Annotated in this window: 16 protein-coding genes and 1 riboswitch; of the genes, 3 read left to right on the forward strand and 13 right to left on the reverse strand. The window is 45.6% G+C overall.

The window, feature by feature from the left end; all coding sequences use genetic code 11:
- Positions 1 to 47: 47 nt before the first annotated feature.
- From T359_RS0104460 to T359_RS0104510, 11 genes are all read right to left on the reverse strand, one after another.
- Complete coding sequence (locus T359_RS0104460) at positions 48 to 1,661, reverse strand: hypothetical protein (RefSeq protein WP_026516432.1); 1,614 nt, start codon at positions 1,659 to 1,661, stop codon at positions 48 to 50.
- A gap of 18 nt (positions 1,662 to 1,679) precedes the next feature.
- Positions 1,680 to 3,293: a glycosyltransferase family 39 protein gene (locus tag T359_RS0104465; protein WP_026516433.1), complete on the reverse strand. Its 1,614-nt coding sequence runs from the start codon at positions 3,291 to 3,293 to the stop codon at positions 1,680 to 1,682.
- 11 nt (positions 3,294 to 3,304) lie between these two features.
- Entirely contained in the window at positions 3,305 to 4,294 is a 990-nt protein-coding gene (locus T359_RS19300) for a GDSL-type esterase/lipase family protein (protein ID WP_051544921.1), read from the reverse strand.
- 28 nt (positions 4,295 to 4,322) lie between these two features.
- Entirely contained in the window at positions 4,323 to 5,675 is a 1,353-nt protein-coding gene (locus T359_RS0104475; RefSeq protein ID WP_051544923.1) for an MBOAT family O-acyltransferase, read from the reverse strand.
- 26 nt (positions 5,676 to 5,701) lie between these two features.
- A complete protein-coding gene (locus T359_RS0104480) occupies positions 5,702 to 7,117 on the reverse strand; it encodes a tetratricopeptide repeat protein (RefSeq protein ID WP_026516435.1) in 1,416 nt (471 codons plus the stop codon).
- Positions 7,118 to 7,120: 3 nt separating this feature from the next.
- Complete coding sequence (locus T359_RS22735; RefSeq protein WP_035783546.1) at positions 7,121 to 7,285, reverse strand: hypothetical protein; 165 nt, start codon at positions 7,283 to 7,285, stop codon at positions 7,121 to 7,123.
- Positions 7,286 to 7,294: 9 nt separating this feature from the next.
- A complete protein-coding gene (locus T359_RS0104490) occupies positions 7,295 to 8,674 on the reverse strand; it encodes a bifunctional folylpolyglutamate synthase/dihydrofolate synthase (RefSeq protein WP_081795367.1) in 1,380 nt (459 codons plus the stop codon).
- Between the two features lie 21 nt (positions 8,675 to 8,695).
- A complete protein-coding gene (locus T359_RS0104495; RefSeq protein WP_026516437.1) occupies positions 8,696 to 11,368 on the reverse strand; it encodes a valine--tRNA ligase in 2,673 nt (890 codons plus the stop codon).
- 384 nt (positions 11,369 to 11,752) lie between these two features.
- Positions 11,753 to 13,387, reverse strand: a complete 1,635-nt coding sequence (locus T359_RS0104500; protein ID WP_197027051.1) for a GGDEF domain-containing protein — start codon at positions 13,385 to 13,387, stop codon at positions 11,753 to 11,755.
- Positions 13,388 to 13,845: 458 nt separating this feature from the next.
- Entirely contained in the window at positions 13,846 to 16,311 is a 2,466-nt protein-coding gene (locus T359_RS0104505) for an ATP-dependent DNA helicase (RefSeq protein ID WP_026516439.1), read from the reverse strand.
- 77 nt (positions 16,312 to 16,388) lie between these two features.
- The gene (locus T359_RS0104510; protein WP_026516440.1) at positions 16,389 to 16,625 is read right to left on the reverse strand and encodes an HPr family phosphocarrier protein; all 237 of its coding nucleotides are present in this window, start codon (positions 16,623 to 16,625) and stop codon (positions 16,389 to 16,391) included.
- Between the two features lie 302 nt (positions 16,626 to 16,927).
- Here T359_RS0104510 and asnA point away from each other — a divergent pair, with 302 nt between their 5' ends.
- Both asnA and hflX read left to right on the forward strand, forming a co-directional pair.
- Positions 16,928 to 17,938 (forward strand): aspartate--ammonia ligase, encoded by a 1,011-nt coding sequence (gene asnA, locus T359_RS0104515; protein WP_026516441.1) that lies wholly within the window; start codon positions 16,928 to 16,930, stop codon positions 17,936 to 17,938.
- An 86-nt stretch (positions 17,939 to 18,024) separates the two neighbouring features.
- A complete protein-coding gene (gene hflX, locus T359_RS0104520) occupies positions 18,025 to 19,359 on the forward strand; it encodes a GTPase HflX (protein ID WP_035783548.1) in 1,335 nt (444 codons plus the stop codon).
- Between the two features lie 7 nt (positions 19,360 to 19,366).
- On the opposite strand, the gene thiT is transcribed toward hflX, so the two are convergent.
- Positions 19,367 to 20,068: an energy-coupled thiamine transporter ThiT gene (gene thiT, locus T359_RS0104525; RefSeq protein ID WP_026516443.1), complete on the reverse strand. Its 702-nt coding sequence runs from the start codon at positions 20,066 to 20,068 to the stop codon at positions 19,367 to 19,369.
- Between the two features lie 97 nt (positions 20,069 to 20,165).
- Positions 20,166 to 20,270: riboswitch (TPP riboswitch) on the reverse strand.
- An 81-nt stretch (positions 20,271 to 20,351) separates the two neighbouring features.
- Here thiT and T359_RS21300 point away from each other — a divergent pair.
- Positions 20,352 to 20,858 carry a CPBP family intramembrane glutamic endopeptidase gene (locus T359_RS21300; RefSeq protein WP_051544925.1) on the forward strand — a complete coding sequence of 169 codons (507 nt, stop codon included), beginning with the start codon at positions 20,352 to 20,354 and terminating at the stop codon, positions 20,856 to 20,858.
- Between the two features lie 8 nt (positions 20,859 to 20,866).
- On the opposite strand, the gene addA is transcribed toward T359_RS21300, so the two are convergent.
- On the reverse strand, positions 20,867 to 24,697 hold the full coding sequence (gene addA / locus T359_RS0104535; protein ID WP_026516444.1) for a helicase-exonuclease AddAB subunit AddA: 3,831 nt from the start codon (positions 24,695 to 24,697) through the stop codon (positions 20,867 to 20,869).
- Positions 24,698 to 24,699: the final 2 nt, after the last annotated feature.

Consider the following 24,699-nt stretch of genomic DNA (forward strand, 5'->3'; position numbering starts at 1 on the left):
TTTACCACCCCTTCATTCAAATCTATATACTTGACTTTTGAATTTACTTATTTTTTCTTCCAAAGCCTATATACATCATTGCTAAAGATGAGTTCATAAGCTGTATCATCCAGGACCGCCTCTTCAATATGCTTTTCATTATTCCAATTATCCAAAAGCACATAATCGGCAAGACCTAAATCCTCAGCCACATCTCCTGATGTATATGAATTTACATTTGTAAAATAGTACAATACTCTCGGTCTGAAAAAGTGAACAACTTCATCATCCCCGATATTCTCATCAATGTATTCAAAGATCTCGTAAGTAGGCTGATTATCGATATCATTGAATCCATAGCCCTTAAACCTGACATTGTAGATCAGGAAGAAGGTCTGGGCTGCCATCAGCACTATAAGTCCAAACACCAATGTCTGGATGACATATGCATCCTTTAGCCCCGGAACCTTTTCAAGTACAAAGCTTAATCCGTGGAAGCTGAACATTATAAGTATAGGATAAAAAGTGAAAGCAAATCCGCTTCTGTAATAGTTATAGATCAAAAGCATAAAGATCATTCCGCAGCTGTAAATTTCGGCGTAGGTGTCTTTTCTAAAGGCAACTATCATGCCAAGGATAGCGGTTATCAAAAAGCTCACAACCACTACAGCAAGGATCACGCTTATTATAGGCCTGCAATCATCTCCGAAAAATCCTTTGAAAATCCCAAAGTACTTAACAATGCCATATCTGATCCGCTCAACAGTCGGTGTGAAATAGCCATTATAAGTTCCACCGGCTGCGGGAAGTACTGCTTCCAATATCTTTGTCAAAAGGATGTACACAAAATATGGAACAAGTCTTATATACCAGGTTCTGCCGCCCTTATGCTCTATTCTGAACAGAAATTTCCTGCCGGCTTTTTCAAAAAATGCGGTAAGAGCCAGCAGCAGATCGTAACATATAAGGGCTAAAACCGTTCCTTCTGCCATCGTTTTTGTCGCAACGGACAGGAACAGGAATAGTCCCAGAAGCCCGGCCAAAAGCAGCTGCTTTTTCTTTGATTCCTCACTGTTATACAAATCCACAATATTCAGGGTTTCTATTACCATGAACATGCAGACAATATCCGCTTCTATGGTATTAACATTAAATGTGATTATTACACTGAAAAGAGTAAAAAATGTGAGGATAACAGCACTGCTTTTTGTCATCCTGCGCTTGTATATGTAAAACTCTGTCGCCACAGTTCCAGCGACAAACAGACATTCAAGCAGCTTTAAGGGTGTATAGGGAAAATACCCCAGGAACCTGTAAACAGGCGCAAGAACTATCGCCCAAAGCCACGGATATACATCTGCTCCGATACCGTCGCAGGAATTATCGATAATGAACTGATTTTTCACATACCAGTCAGAGACGGTTCCGGTGGCCAAAGCCCTGGCCTGAGCAAAAAACTGGCTGAAGTCGCCTCCCCAGCTTTTTCCGCTATAAATAAGAAGTGCGCAGATGCCAAAGCCTAAGCAGCCAAGAATAAGGGCAATAAGGCGGTCACTTATCTTATCAATATATTTTCCGCTTTTAGCAGTACCCCCATTTTTATTGAAGATAATGAACGCTGCCATAAGCACTATCAAGGGCAAATACAATCTGGTTCTGTAAAGATCCATATAAATGTTCATAGCAGGTCCTCCTGTTTCTTATTCACCGATGCCGTGCAATGTTGGTTTTACGTGTAATCTCTGTATAAGCTCGTCTGTGACTTCCTTGGACGCTTCGTTTCTGTAATATATATCGATTCCGGCGGTTCTTACCAGGGTAAAGTCTGACAGATCAAAGTTTGGCTCAACCTCGAAGTGTCTGTCGTTTCTGTTATAAGCAACTACCACGTCCACATCCTCAAGATTTCTTTCTTCCGCTTTGGGAGAATTTAAGAAGGGTCTTACGGTGTAAACTTTCTGATCATCATTGCTCCAGTATAAAACGTCCTCTTTTCCCTTGGAGTGCATGTAAGTCTCCACAGTCCAGTCTGCTTCGGGATTGCAGATTCCAAGGCAGCTCATGACTGTATAGCCCTTGTCGCTCATCTCCTCGATCTGCTCCAGAGCATTGGTTACGCCCTGTCCTCTGAATCTGTAATAGTCGCCCTCAACCACAAGGCCCCTTCCATTTACCAGAAGCATCATGGCAAGGACAAATATGTACAGCTTTCTTCTTTTGCCTGTAAGGAAATCATACTTAAGTGCAAAGGCCACGAAGAACAGTGAATAGCCGATGATGATTGGAAGAAGATATCTCTCGGCGATTCCCTCCTTGCTGTAAAGGACGATCTGGGGAAGCATAAATATCACCGCAATGGCCATATCCGGAAGCTTGGTCTTAAGCTTGTCAAAATATGTAAGAAGGATTCCCACCAGGATGATTCCGAACTTCCAATACCATCTAAGGTCATTCTCAATGGAATAAATAGTTCCCTGAACGTAGATGGATAAAGGCGTTGCGGAAGTAAAGCTAACGGGATCATAGCTGCTTGTTCCGAGTCTTAACATAATGCCTATCAAAATAATCGCGCAGCTCACAAGACAGAGAATCGCGAAAACAGCTCTTCCCTTAAGGCCTCCGCAGAGTTTCTTAAGATAATCGGAAACTGACTTGCATCCTGCATATACAAACAGTGAAGGATCCTCTTTGTAAGCATAATACAGACAATAGAATGCCATAAAGGGCATAACCAGGAAGAAAGATTCATGGTAATATCCCATGGCTACAGAGAAAATAAAGGCTGCGATTCCATAGCCCTTTTTCCCGGGCTTCTCCAGCCAGTTGAGAAGGCATAAGAAAGCAATTCCAAAACACAAAGTGCCCTGCATCTGCTCCGGGCCCAGTTTCCACCAGGTTGCTCCCTGATAGCCCACAAGGCTTGTAAGAGCAAAGGCCCAGCTGATGCTCTTGGAATCTGTGATCTTTTTGCCGCAGAAATATAAAAGGATCATTGAAACAGCAGTTTCAACGGCCTTGGAAATTGACAGTTTAACAGGATCGGGACCGCAAAGCAAAAGAAGAAGAACCTTGGAAGGGTAATAAAGTGAATTATTCCTTGTGGTACGGTCATTCACAAAGACGATCTTGATCATCTCCCACCAGGATACATTCTTATACTTCATAAGATATGTGTATTCCAGGAATTCATGGTCATCAACAAAATGCCATCCGCTTGTAAGTGTTCCCAGAATGTAGGTTGTCCCCAGTACTATAAAAAAGGATATAACAGTGACCAGGGCAATTTCCCCAAAGAGTCCCTTCTTTTTTCCCATTAGCTCTCTCCTTAATCCTTAACTATCGCGTGTTTCAAAAGGTAATCATACCAAAGCTGATAGGATGAAGCCTTCAGATGCACATCATCGAAGGAAAGGCTTCCCTCCATGTTGCCGTTTCCGTCGTCCACCGCTTCATTCATATCAATGTAAAAAATTGTCTGGTTATCGGCAAGCTGTGATAAAGCCTCATTTCTTCTGTCGATATTGACGTTGTTAAAGTTCTTGTCAACGCTGCTCTTTCTCTCGGTAACATGCATGATGCACTGAATATAGATAATGGCATCGGGCTGAAGCTCTCTTATTCTGTCTATCACCGCCTGATAAGCCTCAGTGAAGTACTCATCTGTGCCGGTTCCGATCTCGTTAAGGCCCAGCATGATGTATATCTTGCCAAACTGCTCTCTGGAAAGAGCCTCCTCCACACCGATTTCACCTTCGGGAGTTTTGATGAATTGCTTCTTAAGTACGGTAAATATACTGAGGGAAACCTTGGCATAGAAGGTAGCATGCTCATCAAGCTCCTGACAATACTCAGAGAGACCCACAGTACGTGAATCACCGATAAAGAGGGCATCATCAAAGTACTCAGGCTCAACCTCGGTCAGCTCGTAAACCTTCTCCTCCTCTTCGGGAACATCATTGGCTGAAATATCGTTGGCTGAGATATCCACAGGATCCTCCTGGGGCTCTTCTATCAGAACCGGTTCCTCACCATCTGCTTCAGCAGGTGCACTGATCTCTGAATCTATCCCATTCCAATTATCACTGGCCCCTGCGATCTCAGAGGAAAGCTCATACATCTCAGGCTCATAGTTCCAGGGAAATACTCCTTCCGTGGCACCTTTCAAAGCCAGCACGAAATAAGGCGCCGTCGCAGGATCGTAGGATTCCCTGTAATCCGCATAAACCGTGTCGGAAAAGAGGATTGCCATAACCGTTATGAAGATTGTACATACCACTACCCCAAGAAGCATCGGGCAGGTCTTTAAAAACTTCATATAATCTACACTTTCTACAAAACAATACTTAAAATCTGAAATACATAAATGGATTGCCGGCTGCATTAGAAAGGCTGTAAACACAGGCCCAGAACAGCACGAACACCAATATTGTCACAATAAAATTCCTTCTGTGGTTCTCAAAAAACTCATACACCTTGGGAAACAGCAGCACAATGCCGATGACTATCAGATATCCGTAAATACCGATGTTCTTGGCAAAGTCCCCGGGATTGACCGCAATTCCCGCACCGAAGAAAGGAAACAGTCTCTTGAAATAATCACAGAGCATCACTGAATCCGATATGGCAAATATCACCCAGGTAAGAGGGATAAGCACCAGCACATTTATCTTGCCTATAATAAATCTAAGCACTCCGGGAAGCTTTGAAACAATATATTTCTCGCAGATGATGATAAAAAAGATCAAGACTCCCCAAAGAATGAAATTCAGTGTAACACCGTGCCAGAAGCCGGTTATAAGCCAAACCACCAGAAGATTGAATATGGTCCTCAGGGTTCCCTTTCTGCTTCCTCCCAGAGGAATGTATACATAATCTCTGAACCAGGAGCCCAGGGATGCGTGCCATCTTCTGTAAAACTCAGCGACGCTCCTTGATGCATAGGGATGGTCAAAGTTCATGATAAAAGGAAAGCCGATCATTACTCCTATTCCTGCTGCCATCAGTGAATATCCCCAGAAGTCCAGGTACAGCTCCAGTGAATAGGCCACTGCTCCAAGCCATGCCAGAGGTGTGGAAATACTCTCATAGCCTATGGTTCCGATATCCTTCCAGAGCATAGCCAGATGATCCGCCAGAAGGACCTTCATTCCAAGTCCCACTGTAAAGAACTTAAGACCGTCCTCGATTCTTTCAAAAATCTCGAGAATGGTCCTGTTTTCTCTGTGTCTTTCAAAATCAGAAAAACGCATTATAGGGCCCGACACCACCTGTGGAAACAGAGTAAAGTAAGTGGCGGTCTGAAGAAATCCGGGCTTTTCTTTTACTTTTCCGAGGTAAACATCTGCCTGAAATGAAATCATCTTGAAGACATAAAAGCTGATTCCTATGGGCATAAGAGAACTGTCAACAAACTGTGACAGAGCCTTGAACTCCACCAGCATCACCGCATCAAGAAAAACGATGAATGCAAGGAGCATCTTTTTTTTGGTGCCTGAATGCATGGCTCTGGCAAATAAGAAGTTGACAAAAACGGCTCCAAGAAGAACCGGAAACATCCTGAGATCCCCGATAGCATAGAATGTCAGGCTCCCTGCAAGGAGCGTGAACATTCTGAATTCTATGGGTGTCAGATAATACGCTATAAGAAAAACAGGCAAAAACCTGAATATAAAGGTTAAATCCGAAAAATTTATCATTTCTTATGAAAAATCCTATTTACTACTTAGTTGCCGGAATTGTTGATCTCCGCAAGTTTGGCCTCAGCAGCGGCAGCGCTCTGGGTTCCCGGGAAATCAGTAACTACCCTGTCATATATCTCCTTGGCCTTGTCCTTGTCACCGTTGGCATTATAGGAATTACCAAGATAATACAGAGTGTTGACGTTTGTATTGTCATACTGATAAGCCTTGGAGAGATTGGCTATTGCAGTCTCATAATCCTCGAGCTTATAAGCATCATAACCATTGTTGTAATATGAAGTCGCAAGCTGTGGTCCTACCAGGGCCATAAGGCTGTTATACAGCTCCATGAACTCATCTGATACATTCTCATCTATGGCATAGAGGTCAAGGTGCTCAAGAGCCTGAGCTATTCCCTCCACGTCGGAAGCATCGTTAAAATATACCGCTGTGGCCTTCATAAGGCTGTTCATGGCAGCTGATGTGCTGTCAACGCCCTCGTAGCCTGTAACCTGAGACTGCAGTTCCTCAACCTGTTTCTTGAGATTGCCTATCTGCTGCTCGTAATCCACAATCTGTGCGGATTTGGAATCGGATTCCTCGCTGATCTGGGCAATCTTGGCCTGATTGTTGCTGTTTATGCTCTGGATCCTCTGAGGCAGTATCAAAAAGCATGCTGCTGCAACACCCAGCACGATTCCAAGAACAATTCCCCAGATGGAGCTGGATCTGGCAATGGCAGATTTCTTCACCGGCTGGATGATCATCTCGTTGCCGCTGTTATATCTGATGGAGCCATCGTTATCAGAAGCCACATCCGACACCAGCTTGCCGCTCTCACCGGGAAGGAGCATACTGTCTGCTTCCTTGAGGTATCTTCTGGCCATAAGATTGCCGGTATCCAGTTCAAGAGCCTTCTGGGATTCTATCTTGGCTCTGTCCCATTTACCGTTCTTAAGGCAAAGAAGTGCCAGCAAAAGATGGGCCTTAACCAGCCTCTTGTTGAGCTGAAGCACCTTCTTAAGCTGTATCTCCGCAAGGTCATAACTGTCCTGACGACAGTAGTTAAGTGCAATATTAAATTTCTTGATGGTCTGATTGATATTATCAAGAAGTGAGGGTGAATTTCTCACATCATCAATATAAATATCTGCAAGATTGTCCTCAGGCTGAAGGTTCTTACTGATAACCCACTCAGCCAGGGCTGCAACTATTTCCCCCGTATCATAATAAATCAGGCCAAGAAGATTCCTGGCATTTATATTGTTTTTATCAAGTTTAAGACTCTGACGCAGTGATTCCACTGCTCCTGTCATATCTCTTACGCCTGCCTTCTCAAGGCCTTCATTGTAGAATCTGTTGGAAAGACTCTTGATCTTCTTGTAGGTGCCTACCTTCGCTCCACAGCTTGGGCAGGTGTTGTCCTTGGTAAGCTCGGCTCCGCAATAATAACACTTCATTAATTATTTGCCTCTCTTCGCCGTGTCTGCTTCCTGACTTGCTTCCTTAAGAAGTTTAACGATAACGTCGGACATATCATCCAGATCCTGCTTGTAAATGATGTCCTCAGCATCCTCTATTTCAAGACTTGGTTTGAATTTTTTAAGTTCATCTTCAAAGTTGATCATAATTTCCTCTTAAATAATTGCCTTTATCTGGCCCGCCAGATAAAGAGATCCTGCCGCAAATACCATATCTCCGGATTTCCTTATGGTTATGATATCCGTAACAGCATCACGGACATTACTGTAATATTTGATGGGAAGTCCAATGATTCCCTGTCTGTCCTTGCTATCCTCAAAGGCCGCCTTAAGGTCACCCATGGAAACGGTCCTCTCGGTACTCAAAACAGCAACATAAACAGAATCAAAGATTCCTGAGGACAGCAGCCTGTCAATGATATCTCCGTACTGCTTGTCTCCTACAATGCCGAACAGAAGAAGCTTCCTTCCCTGGCACTCAAACTCTCTGATACTGTCGATAAACGCATCTATTCCGTCTATATTGTGAGCTCCGTCCACAAAGATTCCCGGACGTATCTCTTCCATCCTGCAGTCCCACTTGGCACTAATAAGGCCGTCAGTGATGTCCAGCTCGGATATTTCTGCCCCCTGGTCCCTTAAGATCTCGCAGGCAGTTACCGCTAAAGCGGCATTTTCAGTTTGATATTTGGCTAAAGTAGATAATTTTAAGCCACAATATTTATCATAAAGGGAATTATATGAAAAAGCAATGTATTTATTCCCCTGATCATCCTTATTAATATGTACATCGGTGATATTTCTTCGTTCCACCGCAATTGCCCTTGTATCAAGGCTTAGGGCTCTTTCTTTGATGACATCGGTAGCTTCTTTTACCTTGTCAAAAAACACCACCGGCACGCCCTTTTTGATTATTCCCGCCTTCTCGCCCGCTATGGCAGCCAGGGTATTTCCGAGATACTGCATATGATCAAATCCGATCTCTGTAATGACCGAGATCAGCGGCTTTTTAACACTGTTGGTGGCATCAAGTCTTCCACCCAGACCGGTTTCCAGTATGAGATAGTCCACCGGATAAACATCATAGAGCAAAATAGCCATAAAAAATAACAGTTCAAAGTAAGTGGGGAAAAACTCACCGTCCTTGTACTCGAAGATCCTTCGGAGAGTCTCCATAAATACAACCAGGAACACTCCGTCCGATATGGGCTTGTTATCTATGCAGAATCTCTCGTTGATCTTCACGAGATGAGGTGACGTGAAGGTGCCCACGGTATAGCCTGCCCGCATCAGTATCCATGAGATATAGCTGCAGACAGAGCCCTTGCCGTTGGTACCTGCCACGTGGATTATCTTCATATTCTCTTCAGGATTTCCCAGATATTCCAGAAAAGCTTCCGTCTCCTGGGCGGAATGCTTTTCTGTGAACCTGGGGATCATGTTGAGAAAATCCTCAATCTCTGCAATTGTTATCTTTTCAGCATTGTCGGACCTTTCAATAAGCTGCCTGGCCCTTGTTAATAACTCGTTATCCATAACTAAACATATGGCAACCGATTATTTTGTCAGCTGCGCAAGTCTTTCTGTAATCTGATCGTAAGTCTGCTGATACTTCTGCTGCTTTTCCTTTTCCTCTGCGATCTTCTCTGCGGGAGCCTTGGAAAGGAATCTCTCATTGCTGAGCATGCTCTGGGATCTCTTAAGCTCACCCTCAAGCTTCTTCTGCTCCTTGGTAAGTCTCTCGATCTCTGCTGAGATATCAACAAGATCTGAGAAAGGAATATAGCAGGTTGCATCCGCAAGAACTACAGAAACCGCATCCTCTGCGATTCCGCTCTTATCCTTCTGGCAAACTGACTCTGAAGCATATGCCAGTGACTCAAAGAAGAGCTTGCCCTTGGTAAAGATATCAAGAACCTCGTCCTTGTCACTTACTACGTAAACAAGAGCCTTTCTTGAAGGAGCAACGTTCATCTGAGTACGAACGTTTCTGATGCCTCTTACGGCTTCCTTGATAGTCTCGATGGACTTCTCATCAGCCTCAAAGTTCCACTCATCCTTGTAAACAGGCCACTCAGAGATCATGATGGACTCTTCCTCATCCTGCATTGTGCAGAAGATCTCCTCTGTGATGAATGGCATATAAGGATGAAGGAGCTTCAGTGCATTGAGAAGTACTGTCTGCAGTGTCCAAAGGGCTGCCTCATGGGATACCTTGTCATCTGAGTTGTAAAGACGAGGCTTAACCATCTCAATGTACCAGTCGCAGAACTCATCCCAGATAAAGTCGTAAACCTTCTGAACAGCGATACCAAGCTCGTACTTGTCCATGTTCTCGGTTACTTCTTTGATGGTGTTGTTAAGCTTGCTGATGATCCACTTGTCAACGGGCTCAAGACCTGCAGGCATAGCCTGGTGGATAGCTGAAGGAGCATCCTCGGCCATGTTCATCATGATAAATCTTGAAGCGTTCCATACCTTGTTTGCAAAGTTACGGCTGTTCTCAACTCTTTCATTATAGAAACGCATATCATTTCCGGGTGCGTTACCGGTGATAAGAGTAAGACGAAGTGCATCAGCGCCGTAGTTCTCGATGATATCAAGAGGATCGATACCGTTGCCCAGTGACTTACTCATCTTTCTTCCCTGGGAATCTCTTACAAGGCCATGGAAAAGAACAGTGTGGAAAGGATAGGTTCCCATGTTCTCATAGCTTGAGAAGATCATTCTGATTACCCAGAAGAAAATGATATCGTAACCTGTTACCAGGACATCTGTAGGGAAGAAGTACTTAAGCTCCTTGGTGTCATGGGGCCATCCCAGGGTCTCAAAAGGCCAGAGGGCAGATGAGAACCATGTATCCAGTGTATCGGGATCCTGTGTAAAGTGGGTCTCGCCGCACTTAGGACATACTGTGGGAGCCTCTTTTGATACAACTACCTCTCCGCACTTGTCGCAGTAGTAAGCAGGGATTCTGTGTCCCCACCAGAGCTGTCTTGAAATACACCAGTCACGGATATTGTCTGTCCAGTTGAAATATGTCTTCTCCATTCTCGGAGGAATAAGCTTGATCTCGCCTTCCTTAACTGCCTTAACAGCGGGCTTGATGAGCTCGTCCATCTTTACGAACCACTGTGCCTTGATCATAGGCTCAACGGTTGTATGGCAACGATCGTGGGTTCCTACGTTGTGGCTGTAGTCCTCGATCTCAACAAGAAGTCCCATCTCATCCAGCTCTTTTACGATGGCATCTCTTGCGGCATATCTGTCCATGCCCTCGAACTTGCCGCCGTTGGCGTTGATGGTGGCATCGTCATTGAGGATGTTGATCTCCTCAAGGTTGTGGCGCTTACCTACCTCAAAGTCGTTAGGGTCATGGCCGGGAGTGATCTTAACTACGCCGGTACCGAATTCCATATCTACATAAGAATCCTCAACAATAGGAAGCTCTCTGTTAACAATAGGAAGAAGGACCTTTTTGCCCTTGAAGCTCTTATATCTGTCATCATCGGGGTTAACAGCAACAGCTGTATCGCCAAGCATTGTCTCGGGACGTGTTGTTGCGAACTCGATGAACTCTGTTTTTGAAACTGTTCCGTCTGCATCGATCACAGGATACTTGATGTGCCAAAGATGTCCTGCCTGCTCCTCGTACTCAACCTCAGCATCGGAAATGGAAGTCTTACATACAGGGCACCAGTTTACGATACGGCTTCCCTTGTAGATGTAGCCTTTCTCGTGCATCTTGCAGAAAACCTCTGTAACTGCCTCGTTGCAGCCATCATCCATGGTGAAACGCTCTCTGTCCCAGTCACAGGATGAACCCATCTTCTTAAGCTGTGAAATGATGGTTCCGCCGTATTCCTTTTTCCACTCCCAGGCTCTCTCCAGGAACTTCTCACGGCCCAGGTCTCTCTTGTCGATGCCCTCTGCCTTAAGGGTGTCGATGATCTTAACCTCTGTTGCGATGGAAGCATGGTCTGTGCCGGGCTGCCAAAGGGCATTGTAGCCCTGCATTCTCTTGTATCTGATGAGAATGTCCTGCATAGTGTTGTCAAGCGCATGTCCCATGTGGAGCTTACCGGTGATATTCGGCGGTGGAATAACAATGGTAAATGGTTTCTTTGTCTCGTCTACTTCTGCATGGAAGTACTTCTTTTCCTCCCACTTGGAGTAAAGACGGCCTTCAATACCCTTGGGATCATAGGTCTTTGCCAGTTCTTTCTTCATAATCTGTCTCCTTTTTCTTGAAATATGCGCCAGAGGAATCTGTGGAAATAAAAAAGTCCTCAACACTCTGTAAAGAATGTTAAGGACGTCATAAACGTGGTACCACCTTAATTCATAGGAAACAGAAAGTCTCCTACCTCAAGCCGCATCAATTAATGCTCCATCCTTTAACGGGGATGACACGGGAACGTTTGTTGGGTAAAACCCATTTCTGGACGTCCGGTTCAAAAGCTACCTTCCATATCCTCAGTGTCAGTACCCTCTCAGCGAAGACTTATGTCTCCGGGCACATTCTCTTTAAACACCTTAAAATATGTACTCCTCTTTCTCATAACCTTTATTTTATAAATATTAAAAATATATTATTGTACAAAAGCCTTCTTGTCAACTGTAGGTAGCTTCCTTTAGAGAAGACCTGGAAATAGCGGCCTTGTGAAGAAGGACGATCTCGCCTTTCTTGTGGTCTTTTACCTCGTACAGAGCATTATCCGCAGCGTACATGTAGTCCCAGAGCTTGTTGGTGGCAAGAGGAACCGAGTTGCGGATTCCCTGGGATATGGACAGATATCCGTCCGCCTCCGAAAGGCTGCTCTCTATCTTCATGGAGGACACTGCAGAGCGAAGACCCAGGGCATAATTCATGACCTGCTCGTCCGTGAGATTCTCATAAATTATCACAAACTCATCCCCGCCGTATCTGTAGCCGTGGACATTGGGGTTTTCCTGACATATTTTTGATATCTCAGTGGATATCTTCTTAAGGCAGTCGTCCCCTGCGGGATGTCCGTAGGTGTCATTGTAGTGCTTGAAATTATCCACATCCATGATCTCCACCGCAAGAGGAGTCCTGTTGCTGTAGGCGTTGTCAAAGGCCACATCCGCATATCTGTTAAGAGCATATCTGTTGCCCAGGCCGGAAAGTGGATCCGTCTCTGCGCGCTTCTGTAAAAGAGTGTTCTCCTTTTCCATCTCGGAGAGCTTCTTTCTCACCTGTGTATAGAACTTGTAGTTACTGATAATTTCCTTCTTCTGAAGCATGGCATATCTGTGGAAATCCTCCAGAGCCTTGATCCTCTCCTCGTTATCCCCAAGGCGTTTAAAGAGTTCCACCCTCAGCGCAGCTTCCTTTAACTTAAGGTTACCGATGTTGAGATCGTTGAGGGATCTCTCAGCGTTCTTTACCATGGCAACCACTTCATCCAGTCTTCCGATTTCCATAAAGAAACGGCAGATCCTGAAAATATCCTCCATATTATCAAGAGGATACTTGTTCCTCTGAATAAGTGCGGAAAGCTTGTTGGAATATGCGTTGTACTCCTCTGTTTTGCCCAGATAGTAGTTGGCTCTCATGCGGATATCAAGGATCGGGATATCCATGAAATATTCCCTGCTGGCTCTGGGATCCGCCTCCAGCTTGTCAATTCCCGCAAGGCATCTGGCCACTGATTCCTTTTTGTTCAAAAGAATGTAGCAATCCGCCTCAAAGCAACAGCAGAAAAGCACATTTCTGTAGTAGAGACTGTCCTTTTTATTCTTGCGGATATCCCTGTAAGCCATACGAATATGAGACAGGGCTTCCTTGACGTCTCCGTTGTCAAAATAGATCTGGCCGATGTTATACCTGATGATTCCCGGAACATTGCTGTCTGTCATGTTCTCACAGTACTTAAGCCCTGCGTAAAAAAGGTCCAGCGCCATTTCCTTGTTTCCGTGATTCATGGCATCTATGCCAAGAAGGTTGTAGCATCTTGCCAGGTGCTCTGCATCACCGCACATTTGAAGATATTCAATTCCCTTAAGAAGGTTGGAATTAAACTTGCGATAATCGGTACTTACCTGATAGTAAGCATCCGCAAGATAATAGTAGGCATAGCCCAGAAGATTCGGATCATCCACGGACTTAGCCTTCCTAAGCAGACGGTTACAGATGTTAATAAAACTGCCGGACATTGAAGACCTGGCAGTCATAAGTTCCTGATTTAGTGTCTGTACTTCTAAATCATAATTCTCTATTCTCATTTTTCCCTCGCCCCTCATCTTTTTCCAATCAAGTAAATATTAAAAAAAGAAACATAATCAATTTTACAATAAGCATGTACCTATCGCAATAAACAAAAAAAGATATGACACAGGTGTCAGGGGTAAATATGGTTTACATATAGCATTTGACCAATTCGGTCAGATAACAATTTTTTAACGGTTCTTGGTTCTATTTCCTAACAACTTGCCAGGCCGCTATTTTAGGGGGTTCTGATTTTTGCCCGATCTACTAATCCCCAATTTCCACAGAGTTATCCACATGACGCCCCTGTCGCTTTCATCTAACATTTTTGTGATTTTTCTGCTTTTTCCTCGAGTTGTATCAATATTAGATACAATATTATACAATTACTGGTTGACATATACATATATTTTCATTTTATATGTCAACCTAATTAACGGTTTTTCATGATATTTACCGGGATTTTTATCTTTTTTCACCTATCAAACCTGCTCCAGAAGCCGGATACAGCATTTTTGACCGTATTGGTCGAAACCGTTTTATACCCCTTCCACTCCCTGGGGAAAAGGGACCTGTAACTGCCCTGCATAAAGCGGTCATCCAAAAGTGCCACCACGCCCTTGTCCTCTTCTGTCCTGATAACTCTGCCTGCAGCCTGAAGGACCTTGTTCATTCCCGGGAACTTATAAGCATAGTCGTAGCCGTCATCCCCCTGTTCGTCAAAGTAGCTGCGGATTATCTCCCTCTCATTACCCACCATGGGGATGCCGCAGCCCACAATGATAACGCCTATGAGGCTGTCGTACTTAAGATCTATTCCCTCGCTGAAGATACCTCCCATAACGCAGAAGCCCAGGACATTCTTATCCTCCACCACCTCCAGATCCATGTGGATGATCTGTGAGAGATCCAGCCTGTTTCCCGCAGAAAAGCGCTCCAAAAAAGCCTCCCTGGAGGCTTCGCTCATATAGTCCTGCTGAACAAGAAGCTCCGTGGTCTCCTCATCAAAGAATTCATTTTCAAATATCTCTCCCACTTCCTCCATGAACTGATGAGAGGGGAAAAAGATCAGATAATTGCCGCTCTTAGCCTTTATGACGCTGTCTATATAGGAAGCGATCCTGTAGTACTGCTCCGGACCTCTTCTGGAATACTTGCTGGTCACATCCGTTCCTATAAAGAGTCCCAGCCTTGAGGGATCAAATATGGACCTGGCATAGATCTCAAAGTCCTCCTCCTTGCCCCCAAGAAGCTTTTTATAATACTGGATAGGTAAAAGAGTGGCGGAAAAAAGTATGGTACTCCTTCCTCTTTCCATACATTCGGAAAGATTGCCGGAAGGATCCACGCAGCGAAGCCTCAAGAGGAAGCTTCCGTCCTCCGCAAACTCAGTGTAGATAACATATTTCCCGTCCATTTTGTCGTATATTACAAGGAATCTGTGGATATCAAAATAGAACAGAAGAAGCTCATCCCTGCAGGGCCCCTCGGAGTGATCCTCCAGATACTCCGAAATGATGCCTGAAAGCCTGTTTAAGGCATTGGCGAACTTCTCTATGGAAGGAACCACACTGCAGCCGTCGCAGTCTCTTTTCAGCTCCAAAAGAAGCTTATTGCACTTATCCAGGTGCCCCGCGATGCTGGGATGATATTCCTTTATGGTGTTTTTTAGCTCTAAAAAGCTCTCTTTTCTAAGAACAGCGCTGTACATCTCACGGCCACGCTCTAAGAGGTTATGGGCCTCATCCACCAGGAATATATAGTCCTTGGAGGTGGTATCCGCAAAGAACCTTCTAAGGTAAACAAAGGGATCAAAGACATAGTTGTAGTCGCAGATAACGGCATCTGCCCAAAGGCTCATGTCCAGGGACATCTCAAAGGGGCAGACCTGATACTTCTGCGCATATTCGGTTATCTTTTCCCTGTCGAAGCTGTCCTCATGGGTCAGAAGGTCAAAAATAGCGTCGTTGATCCTGTCATAGTGGCCCTTGGCATAGGGGCAGGCCTCGGGGTTACAGTTTCTCTCCTCTTCCCCAAGAAAGCATATCTTGTCCTTGGCTGTGATGGTGACACCCTTAAGCTTGAGGCCCTGGTTGCTTCTAAGGATATCGAAGGCCTCCTCCGCCACGGTCCTGGTGATGGTCTTGGCGGTGAGATAAAAGATCTTGCTTGTCTTACCCTCTCCCATGGCCTTTACGGAAGGAAACACGGTGGAAATGGTCTTGCCGGTGCCGGTAGGGGCCTCAAGAAAGAGCTTTTTACCATGGACAATGGTCCTGTAGACTCCCGCTGCCAGGTCCTTCTGGCCCTCTCTGTAGGGAAAAGGAAACTGCACCGCCTTGATTGAAGCAGTTCTTATACTCTCCCACTCCCACTCAAAATCCGCCCATTTGCGGTATTTGGACAAAAGCTCAAGAAACCAGGACATGATCTCGTCATAAGAGAAATTCCTGTCAAAATAGCGCTTTTCCTCGGTGTCTATATTGCAATAGGTGATCCTAATGGTTATCTCGGGATAGCGCCTGTCCTTGAGGTACATGGCGCCGTAGCACATGGCCTGGGCCAGGTGCAGAGGATCCGCCTCCTTCATCCTGTGAAGTTCCCTGTAGGTGCCCTTTATCTCATCTATCACGGGAATATAGCGCTCTCCCGGGATAAAGGACTCCTGGGATGCCTCCAGCTCCGAAATGGGGCTGTCAAAATTCTTATCCAGGATACCGTCGGCTCTTCCCTCCACCACCAGGTCGTAGTTTCCGGCCTCAAGGTTGTACTTAAGGGGCACCTCCGCGTGATAATCCGGTCCCATGCTCTTTTGTATCATCTTGTGTATCCTGGTGCCCTCCAGCATGGCATCCGGGGATGTCTGATGTATTCTGTTGTCTATATTGCCGCTCCTTAGTATGAATTCCACCAGGCCGCGGACTGAAATCTTAATCTCCATATGAAAAAACTCCCTATGGCACATTATATGCCATAGGGAGCCTCTATACCACTTCTAATATTCAATTGTTCCTGCTGTTATGCTACTGCCAGAGTGCTGAGCATCTGCTCGAAGCTCTGATCATAACCACTGTACTCAACTGTAAGCTTCTGAGTAAGGTCAAGACCGAATACTCCTAAAATTGACTTAGCATCAACCACATATCTGTTATAGTATATATCAACGTCGAAGTTGCACTTGGTTGCTGCACTTACGAATTCCTCAACCTGAGCAGGATTGAGCATAATATTTTTCTTAATTACGTGTCCTACCATCTTTTTCTACTTCCTTTCAAATACTGACCAAACGCCAACTTAATCGTTATAGTTATTTAGGTCGGCGATTTTAAAAAACTATACATTTTTGTCCCGGATTTGTAAATAGGATTTTGTGAACAAATCGTGAAATGTTTACGAATTTTTTATAGAAAGTTTATACTTTATTATGCTAATGCATAGAACTAAATATCGATTTTTACGCTAAAATATCTAATAGTTTTCAGTAAAACCCTTGCAATAATAAAACTCACGTTTTAAGATGTAATGAGTAAAAAAATCGGTAAATTGGAGTTATACAGATGGAAAACCTTAAAATCCCCAAGAAATATGAATCCTCCCTGGATCTTCATGACACCCAGGTAGGCATCAAAACAGTCAAGGACTTCTTTCAGGGCATGCTGGCTACAAGACTCAACCTTCAGAGAGTAACAGCCCCCCTCTTCGTAACACCGGAGTCAGGTCTCAACGACAACCTTAACGGTGTTGAGCGTCCCGTTTCTTTTGATATTAAGAACGAGAACGAGCGTCCTGCAGAGATTGTTCACTCTCTTGCCAAGTGGAAGAGATATGCACTTAAGAAATACGGCTTTAACGTTGGCGAGGGTCTCTATACAGATATGAATGCTGTTCGCAGAGACGAGATTCCCGACAATATCCACTCTATTTTTGTTGACCAGTGGGACTGGGAGAAGGTCATCAACAAGGAAGACCGCAACATTGATTTCCTCAAGGATACCGTAAGAGACGTATACAAGGTTCTTCGCAAGACTGAGAAATTCATGTCTATCCAGTACGATTACATCGAAGAGATCCTTCCCGACGATATTTTCTTCATCACCACCCAGGAGCTGGAGGATATGTTCCCGGACAACACTCCCAAAGAGCGTGAATACTATATTTCCAAGGCAAAGGGTGCTGTATGTATAATGCAGATCGGCGATGAGCTTGCTTCAGGCGACAAGCACGACGGCCGCGCCCCTGACTATGATGACTGGCAGCTCAACGCTGACATCATCGTTTACTATCCTGTTCTGGACATTGCCCTGGAGCTCTCCAGCATGGGTATCCGTGTTGATGAGAAATCCCTTAAGAGCCAGCTTGAGAAGGCAGGCTGCACCGAGCGCGCAGAGCTTCCTTTCCAGAAGGCTATTCTTAATAAGGAGCTTCCTTACACCATCGGAGGCGGCATCGGACAGTCCAGAATCTGTATGTTCTTCCTTAGAAAGGCACATATCGGTGAGGTTCAGTGCTCTATCTGGCCCGAGGATATGGTGGCAGAATGTGACAAGAACGGAATTCATCTTCTCTGATATTTACCGGATGAAACAATATATATTGGGAAGCCTGGAATACTACGGCTTCCCTTTTTTTATGTGATTATCATTACGGAGGCTTAATGAAAAAAGAATTACACGAAGTAGTACAGGAAACAAGAAAAGCCAGAGCCATTCTGGTGGGACTTAATGTAAACAGAAGCGACCTGGAATTCGAAAGATCCATGAACGAGCTGAAGGAACTGACCAAAGCTCTTGATCTGGAGGTGGCTTCCACTGTGACCCAGTCCCTGTCCTCTCCCGATAACAGCACCTATATCGGCAGCGGCAAGGTGGAGGAGATCAGGAACTCTCTTGATATCTTCGATGCGGATATCATCATCTTCAACGACTCCCTGTCCCCCATGCAGCTAAGAAACCTTGAAAAGACCCTGGACACCGAGGTCATGGACAGAACAGGCCTGATCCTGCAGATATTTGCAGCCAGAGCCAAGACCAGAGAGGCAAGGCTCCAGGTTGAGTACGCTCAGCTTCAGTATATGCTTCCAAGGCTTGCCCATATGAGAACCTCTCTTTCAAGGCAGGGCGGCGGCAGCGGCAGACTCTCCAACAAGGGATCCGGTGAGAAACAGCTTGAGCTGGACAGAAGACGCATTGAGCACCGCATGGCTGAGCTTAGAAGAGAGCTTGAAAATGTTGAAAAAGAGCGTGATACCCAAAGAAGCAGAAGGCTTAACTCCGGCATTCCCAGAGTGTCTCTTGTGGGCTACACCAACGCAGGAAAGTCAACAATCCTCAACAACATGCTCCTGGCCTACGGAAGCGAAGGACAGGATACAGAGGAAAAACTTGTTCTTGAAAAGGACATGCTTTTTGCAACCCTTGACACCTCTGTCCGCAGGATAAATGCTCCCGGCCACAGCCCCTTTTTGCTGGCTGATACGGTAGGTTTTATCAGCGAACTGCCCCACTCCCTTGTAAAGGCCTTCAGGTCCACCCTGGAGGAGGCAAAATACGCCGATATCCTGCTTCAGGTCATCGATTTCTCAGACCCTGAATACCGCTATCATATGGATGTCACCAAGGAGACCCTGGCGGAAATAGGCGCCGGAGATATTCCGGTCATCTATGTATTCAACAAATCCGATATCGTCCAGAAGGAACAGGAGGAGGGCTCCCAGCTGGTAATGGAGGTTCCAAGATCCATGGACGACAGGACCTATATCTGCGCCAAGGATACCGACAGCCTTGAGGAACTTATATCCGTTATTGAGAGAAAGCTCTCCGAGGGACTTACAGATCATGAACTTCTGCTGCCCTACTCAGAAGGCGGGATCCTGAATATCCTCACTCAGGCCGGCAAGGTATCCTCCAGTGAGTACCTTCCCGAGGGCATAAAAATAATCGCCAGGCTCACACCCGGCGATTACAGTAAATATTCCAAATATGCTGTTTAATAGATAATCATCCCAACTGAACAGTTTTGCGTATGCTCTTTTCGTTGGCTTCTACCTTAACCCTGTTAAGTGCATTGTGTACTGCAGGGATCAGGAGAACAACCACGGTAAGGATTGCCTCTGCGCCGATATAAGCGCCGTTGTACAGGGTTGAATAAACCAGAGGATTCATTCCTTCGGGAGCATAGGCTGCAAAGAATATCACACCTGAAAGCACGGAGAATACAAATCTGCCGAATATTCCCACAAGGTATCCTGTGATCATTCCGTTCTTCTTCTCGAAGAAGAAGCCTGCCAGGCCCAGAGCGGTGAAGGCAAGGACGTAATCACATAAAAGCTGTGGAATACTGACAATATAAGGGTCAACGATCATCTGAAGAAGTCCATAGGCAAAGGCTGCAGCAATGCTGACTCTCGGTCCGTAGAGATAACCGATGAAGGTTACAAAGAACATACTAAAGAGGGTAACGGAGCCTCCCATGGGGAGTCTGAACAATTTTACATTGGACATTACAAAGGCAAGGGCCAGGCACAGAGCAGAAACAGCGATCTGCTTGATGCTCATCCTGGTCTTTCCGTCCTTATTTACGAAGTAGCTGACTACCACAGCAGCAGCCACCATAAGTGCGATCAGAACTGCATATCCCCCTCTGGTAAGGTTGTAAGTAACCTCTCCGTCCTCAATTATTTTTTCCAGAAACAAATACATAAAAAAACCTCCCTTGATATTATCCGCTTCAGGGGAGGTCTATCTCAAAAAAACAATCATAAGGCGAAACTGCGCCTGCTATGATATAATCTCTCTATGATAAAACCGTTTGCTTCCCTACGCCGGCATTGTCCGGGTCAGGTGATAAGGGTTAGACGTGAATCTCACGTACACTCTCAGCATTGCTCCCCTAGCGGTTATTAAATTCATATTTATTAAACACTTGATGACAGCTGATGTCAATACAATATGCAAAAAAACTGTAGTATCTGCGAGGAAAACTGTGAAAGCTTATATTGAAGCCCTGAGAAAAATCTATTACAGAAACATGTCCGTAAGGATAAGCGCCGGCTCCTATGTGAAATATGCCGCCGTTTCCGCCCTCTGGGCCTTTATTCTGACCTATGCCTTCAACAGGGCCCACTTTGTGGATATGCCCACCTATAAGGCCATCGCCGCGGATCAGTTCTATGTATTTGATTCGCCCTTTATGCTGTTTCTTTTGTACTGCGTATTCACTCCCATTGTGGAGGAGATAGTCTTTCGGTTCATCATCTATAATTCGCTTCTTATGTGGCTAAAAGATGCACTTATGGCCATAATCATATCCTCCGCCCTTTTCGGAGTTTATCACATGAATCCTGTCCAGGGTTTCTATGCTTTTTTCATGGGACTTCTGATCTGCTTTTTATATTATAAAAGTGACAATATTTTTGTCCCAATAATAGCGCATGCCAGCGCTAATCTGGTAGCACTGGCATACACTATTTTTTCTTATAACATCTTTTAGCAATTATGTTACACAAAAAGTGGAATATCCTTTCCAAACTTGAAGGAATATATGAATATCTCTTTGACCTTCCTGCCTGTGGCGGCCTCCAGAGCCCTCTTATAATACTGCAGCTGAATACTGTAGCGCTCCACCAGCTCCTCTTCGGTGTCCACTCTGTCGGTCTTGTAGTCCATGAGAACAATGTCATCTCCCTCAAAGAACCAGGCATCGATGATTCCCTGGATCAGCACGGTCTCTTCGGAGGTGAACCTTTCGTCCAGTTCCGATGCCGGGATTCCCATCATAAAGGGCTTCTCCCGCATAAGATTGCCGCTGCTGTAAGCCTTCGCCATCCGCTGTCCAAGTCCCGAAGAAAGAAATGTGATAACATCCCCTCCCCAGATGCTGTCAGGGTATTCCTTAGGGATAACACCCTTTTCGGAAAGTCTCTTCATCCAGCCGTAAACCTGTCCTGCGCTCAGATCCTCCCTGCCAAAAATATTGCCATCAAGAAGCTCCATTATCCTGTGATAGGCTGTTCCTCTGTCCGCACCGGAAAGCCTCTTTACAGGCTTATTCGCTGTCTGCTCCGTATTAGCTGCAGGTTCATAGTCTGCTCCTTCCGCAAATTCCGCCTCATGGCCAAAGACTTCTCCCATCTCTTCAAGCATATGCTTTTTAAGCTCTGTAACCGTGGTCTTGGTATATAGCCCCTTAAGGTTCTCAAAGCCATAGCGGCTTTCGAACTTTTCCTTAAGGCGCTGTGCCAGTTCTCTGTCATAGCCTGACTCTACGCCCTGTTCAAGCTCTTCCTTCCTGAGATTTCCAAGGACATCACTGACCATCATCTTTTCCTTGAGGTCCTTATCGCAAAGAGCCGTGAGCTTAAGTGCGGGCACATCATCTTTTACCCCGAACTTATCAAAGTTTTCGGGATCCAGATAATATTTCTCTATTACCTCCCTAAAGGCCGGATGCCCCGCCAGAGCATTTATGGTCCAGTCAAAATAGCTGGATGCTCCCAGCCTTACGGAAAACGGAAGAAGAAGCTGCTCCTGCACCAGAGGAAGTCGTGATAAAGCTTTGTTCAGCTTTCCCTCAAGATTTTTAACGGAAGCGGTCATAATGAGCTTTTCCTTGGCTCTTGTAAGGGCAACATAAAATACACGAAGCTCTTCACCAAGGCTGTCTTTAGTCATCTTGTCCGCGATCATAAGGCGCTTTAAGGTGTCATATTTAAGCCTGTGCTCCAAATCTATGCATTTAACCCCAACGCCCATATCCACATCTGCGATGAGGTCTCCCTTGGTATCCCGGAGGTTGAAGTTCTTGTTCATGCCTGCCACAAAGACCACGGGGAATTCCAGTCCCTTACTCTTGTGTATACTCATGATCCTGACCACATCGGCATTTTCGTCGATGATGCCCGCTTCGCCGTAGTCCACCTGGATGAGCTTGATGTGCTCGATATATCTTACAAAATGGAACAGTCCCTTAAAACTGCTCTTTTCGAAGGCAACAGCCTTTGATAAAAGCTGTTCCAGATTGGCCTTTCTCTGACTTCCTCCCGGCATGGCGCAGATATAGGCATCAAAGGAGGTTTTGTCTATTATATACTCCAAAAGCTCATGAACAGGGGTATAGACGGACATGTCCCTGAGTTCTTCGATAAAATCCGTGAAGGCTCTGAGCTTTTGAATCTCGCTGCTGCCAGCATCTTCTTTCCCAGTGATGACTCTTATAGCCTCATAAAATGAATCCTTTTCCCCGGCCTCTTCGTCCTCTTTTACCAGAACTCTGATCCCGGCCAGCTCCTCATCGGAAAAGCCGCCTATGCAGGAGTGCATGACACTTACCAGGGGAATATCCTGGGTGGGATTATCAAGAAGGCTAAGAAGATTCAGCATCACCGCCACTTCATAGGCCTCGAAATATCCGCTTTTTGACTCCACAAAGGCAGGAATCTGCTGGCCCTCAAGAACTCTCTTAAAGCAGGTGTCCCAGCCGCTGGTGGATCTAAGAAGGATGACGATATCCTTGAACCTGAGGCTGTTATCCTCCTGCATGAGCTCATGGATCCTCTCTGCTATGGCCAGTGCCTCTTTCTCCCTGGGGCTGTAGCCGTCATAATCAGAAAGGTCAAAGCTCTCAGTGTTTTCCTCCTGCTCCGGAGCGTCAATCACCTGCTCAGTGCCCTCGGTCTCGGAAACAGTATCAGTATCGTCAAAAGCTCCTCCCGATGTATCTACCATAATAAGCTCCGGGGTCACATCATAGGTTGAGGGTCCGTAGCTCTCTTTGGCGCCGTACACGAGCCTTGCATCCTGGTCGTATTCAACTCCTCCCAGGTCCTTGCCCATGATCCTGTCAAAAATGTAATTGGTTATATAAAGAACCTCTTTGCGGCTTCTGAAGTTCATGTGAAGATCTATTCGTCTGTCGGATGCTCCCGGGGTCTTATCATAGGTCCCCAGCTTTTCCATAAATATCTCAGGTCTTGCCAGCCTGAACTTATAGATACTCTGCTTCACATCGCCAACCATAAAGCGCTCCGAAACATCCGGGGTCTCACCGGAAATGGACTTAAGGATGAGCTCCTGAACATTATTGCTGTCCTGATACTCATCGATAAGAACCTCCCTGAAATAGTTCCTGTACTCCAGGGCCACCGCTGTGGGGGTGCACATTTCTATTATCTCTTCGCAGGTCTTTCCCGCACACTCTTCCTCTCCGGGGTGATCCACAAGGATTCTCAGGGCGAAATGCTCCATGTCGGAGAAGTCAATGAGGCCCTTTTCTCTCTTTTTCTCATCAAATAGGGTCTTGAACTTCAGGGTCAGTCTGCAGAGCTCCTTCACGGCGCTGTCGCAGAGCTTCATCTGTTCCATGACTGTTCCGGAGGGCAGAGCCAGGTACTTTTCCATCATATCCTGGCGCTTTTTCTTGGCTGCGTTTCTTATCTTCTGAACCTCTTCCCTCTTTTCCTTGGAGACACTGTCGTCCTTGGTCCTGGGAAGGGTCTTGAAATCAATGCATCTAACCGCATCAAAGAGCTCGTCGTAGGTCTCCTTTTTAAGTACGGCTTCAAACTGCTCTGTCTCGTCCTGAAGATTGTCACCGTACATATAAGGTCCCTGAGGCTCGCAGCAGATTTTCTCCGCAGCCTTAAGGTCATCCCTGCACTCGGAAAGAATCCTTTTTACCGTGGAGATGCAGTCCTTAACCCAGGGAAGCTCCTCAAATTCTCCGTTGCACTCATAGTCCCTCATTCTGTCATTTATATAGTCCTCAGGCCAGGGCATACTCATGGAAAAATCGTAAATGTCCATGATATAGCCAATGGCAGCCTCATCGCTGCTGCCGGTGCCGAAGTAATTCATGCAGTACAAAAAGTCAGGGTTCTCCCCCTCCCCTGCAAGAGCGTATTCCTGCTCCAGCATGTCCTGCATAACCTCCTCCTGGATAAGCTTCAGCTCTCCCTCATCTCCCACTCTGAAGGAGGGATCCAGGCCGATATTGTTGAAATTGTTCTTAACAACATATTGGCAAAATGAGTCAATGGTGGTTATCTGGGCATTGTGGATAATGGTCTCCTGCTTCTGAAGATGCTTGTTTTCCGGCTCTTCCAGGAGCTTATTCTGAATTGCCAGTGTTATTTTTTCCTTCATCTGGGAGGCTGCCGCCTTGGTAAAGGTAACCACCAGGAGATGGTCGATATCAAGGCCCTGGCCTATCATCTGAATAATCCTCTCCACCAGAACCGCTGTCTTTCCTGAGCCTGCTGCCGCAGAAACCAGTATATTTGATTGTCTGGCGTCAATTACCGCCTGCTGTTCATCTGTAAACTTAATCGCCATAT

Origin of the sequence: Butyrivibrio sp. MC2021, from assembly GCF_000621605.1 — a bacterium.
Taxonomy (GTDB): domain Bacteria; phylum Bacillota; class Clostridia; order Lachnospirales; family Lachnospiraceae; genus Butyrivibrio.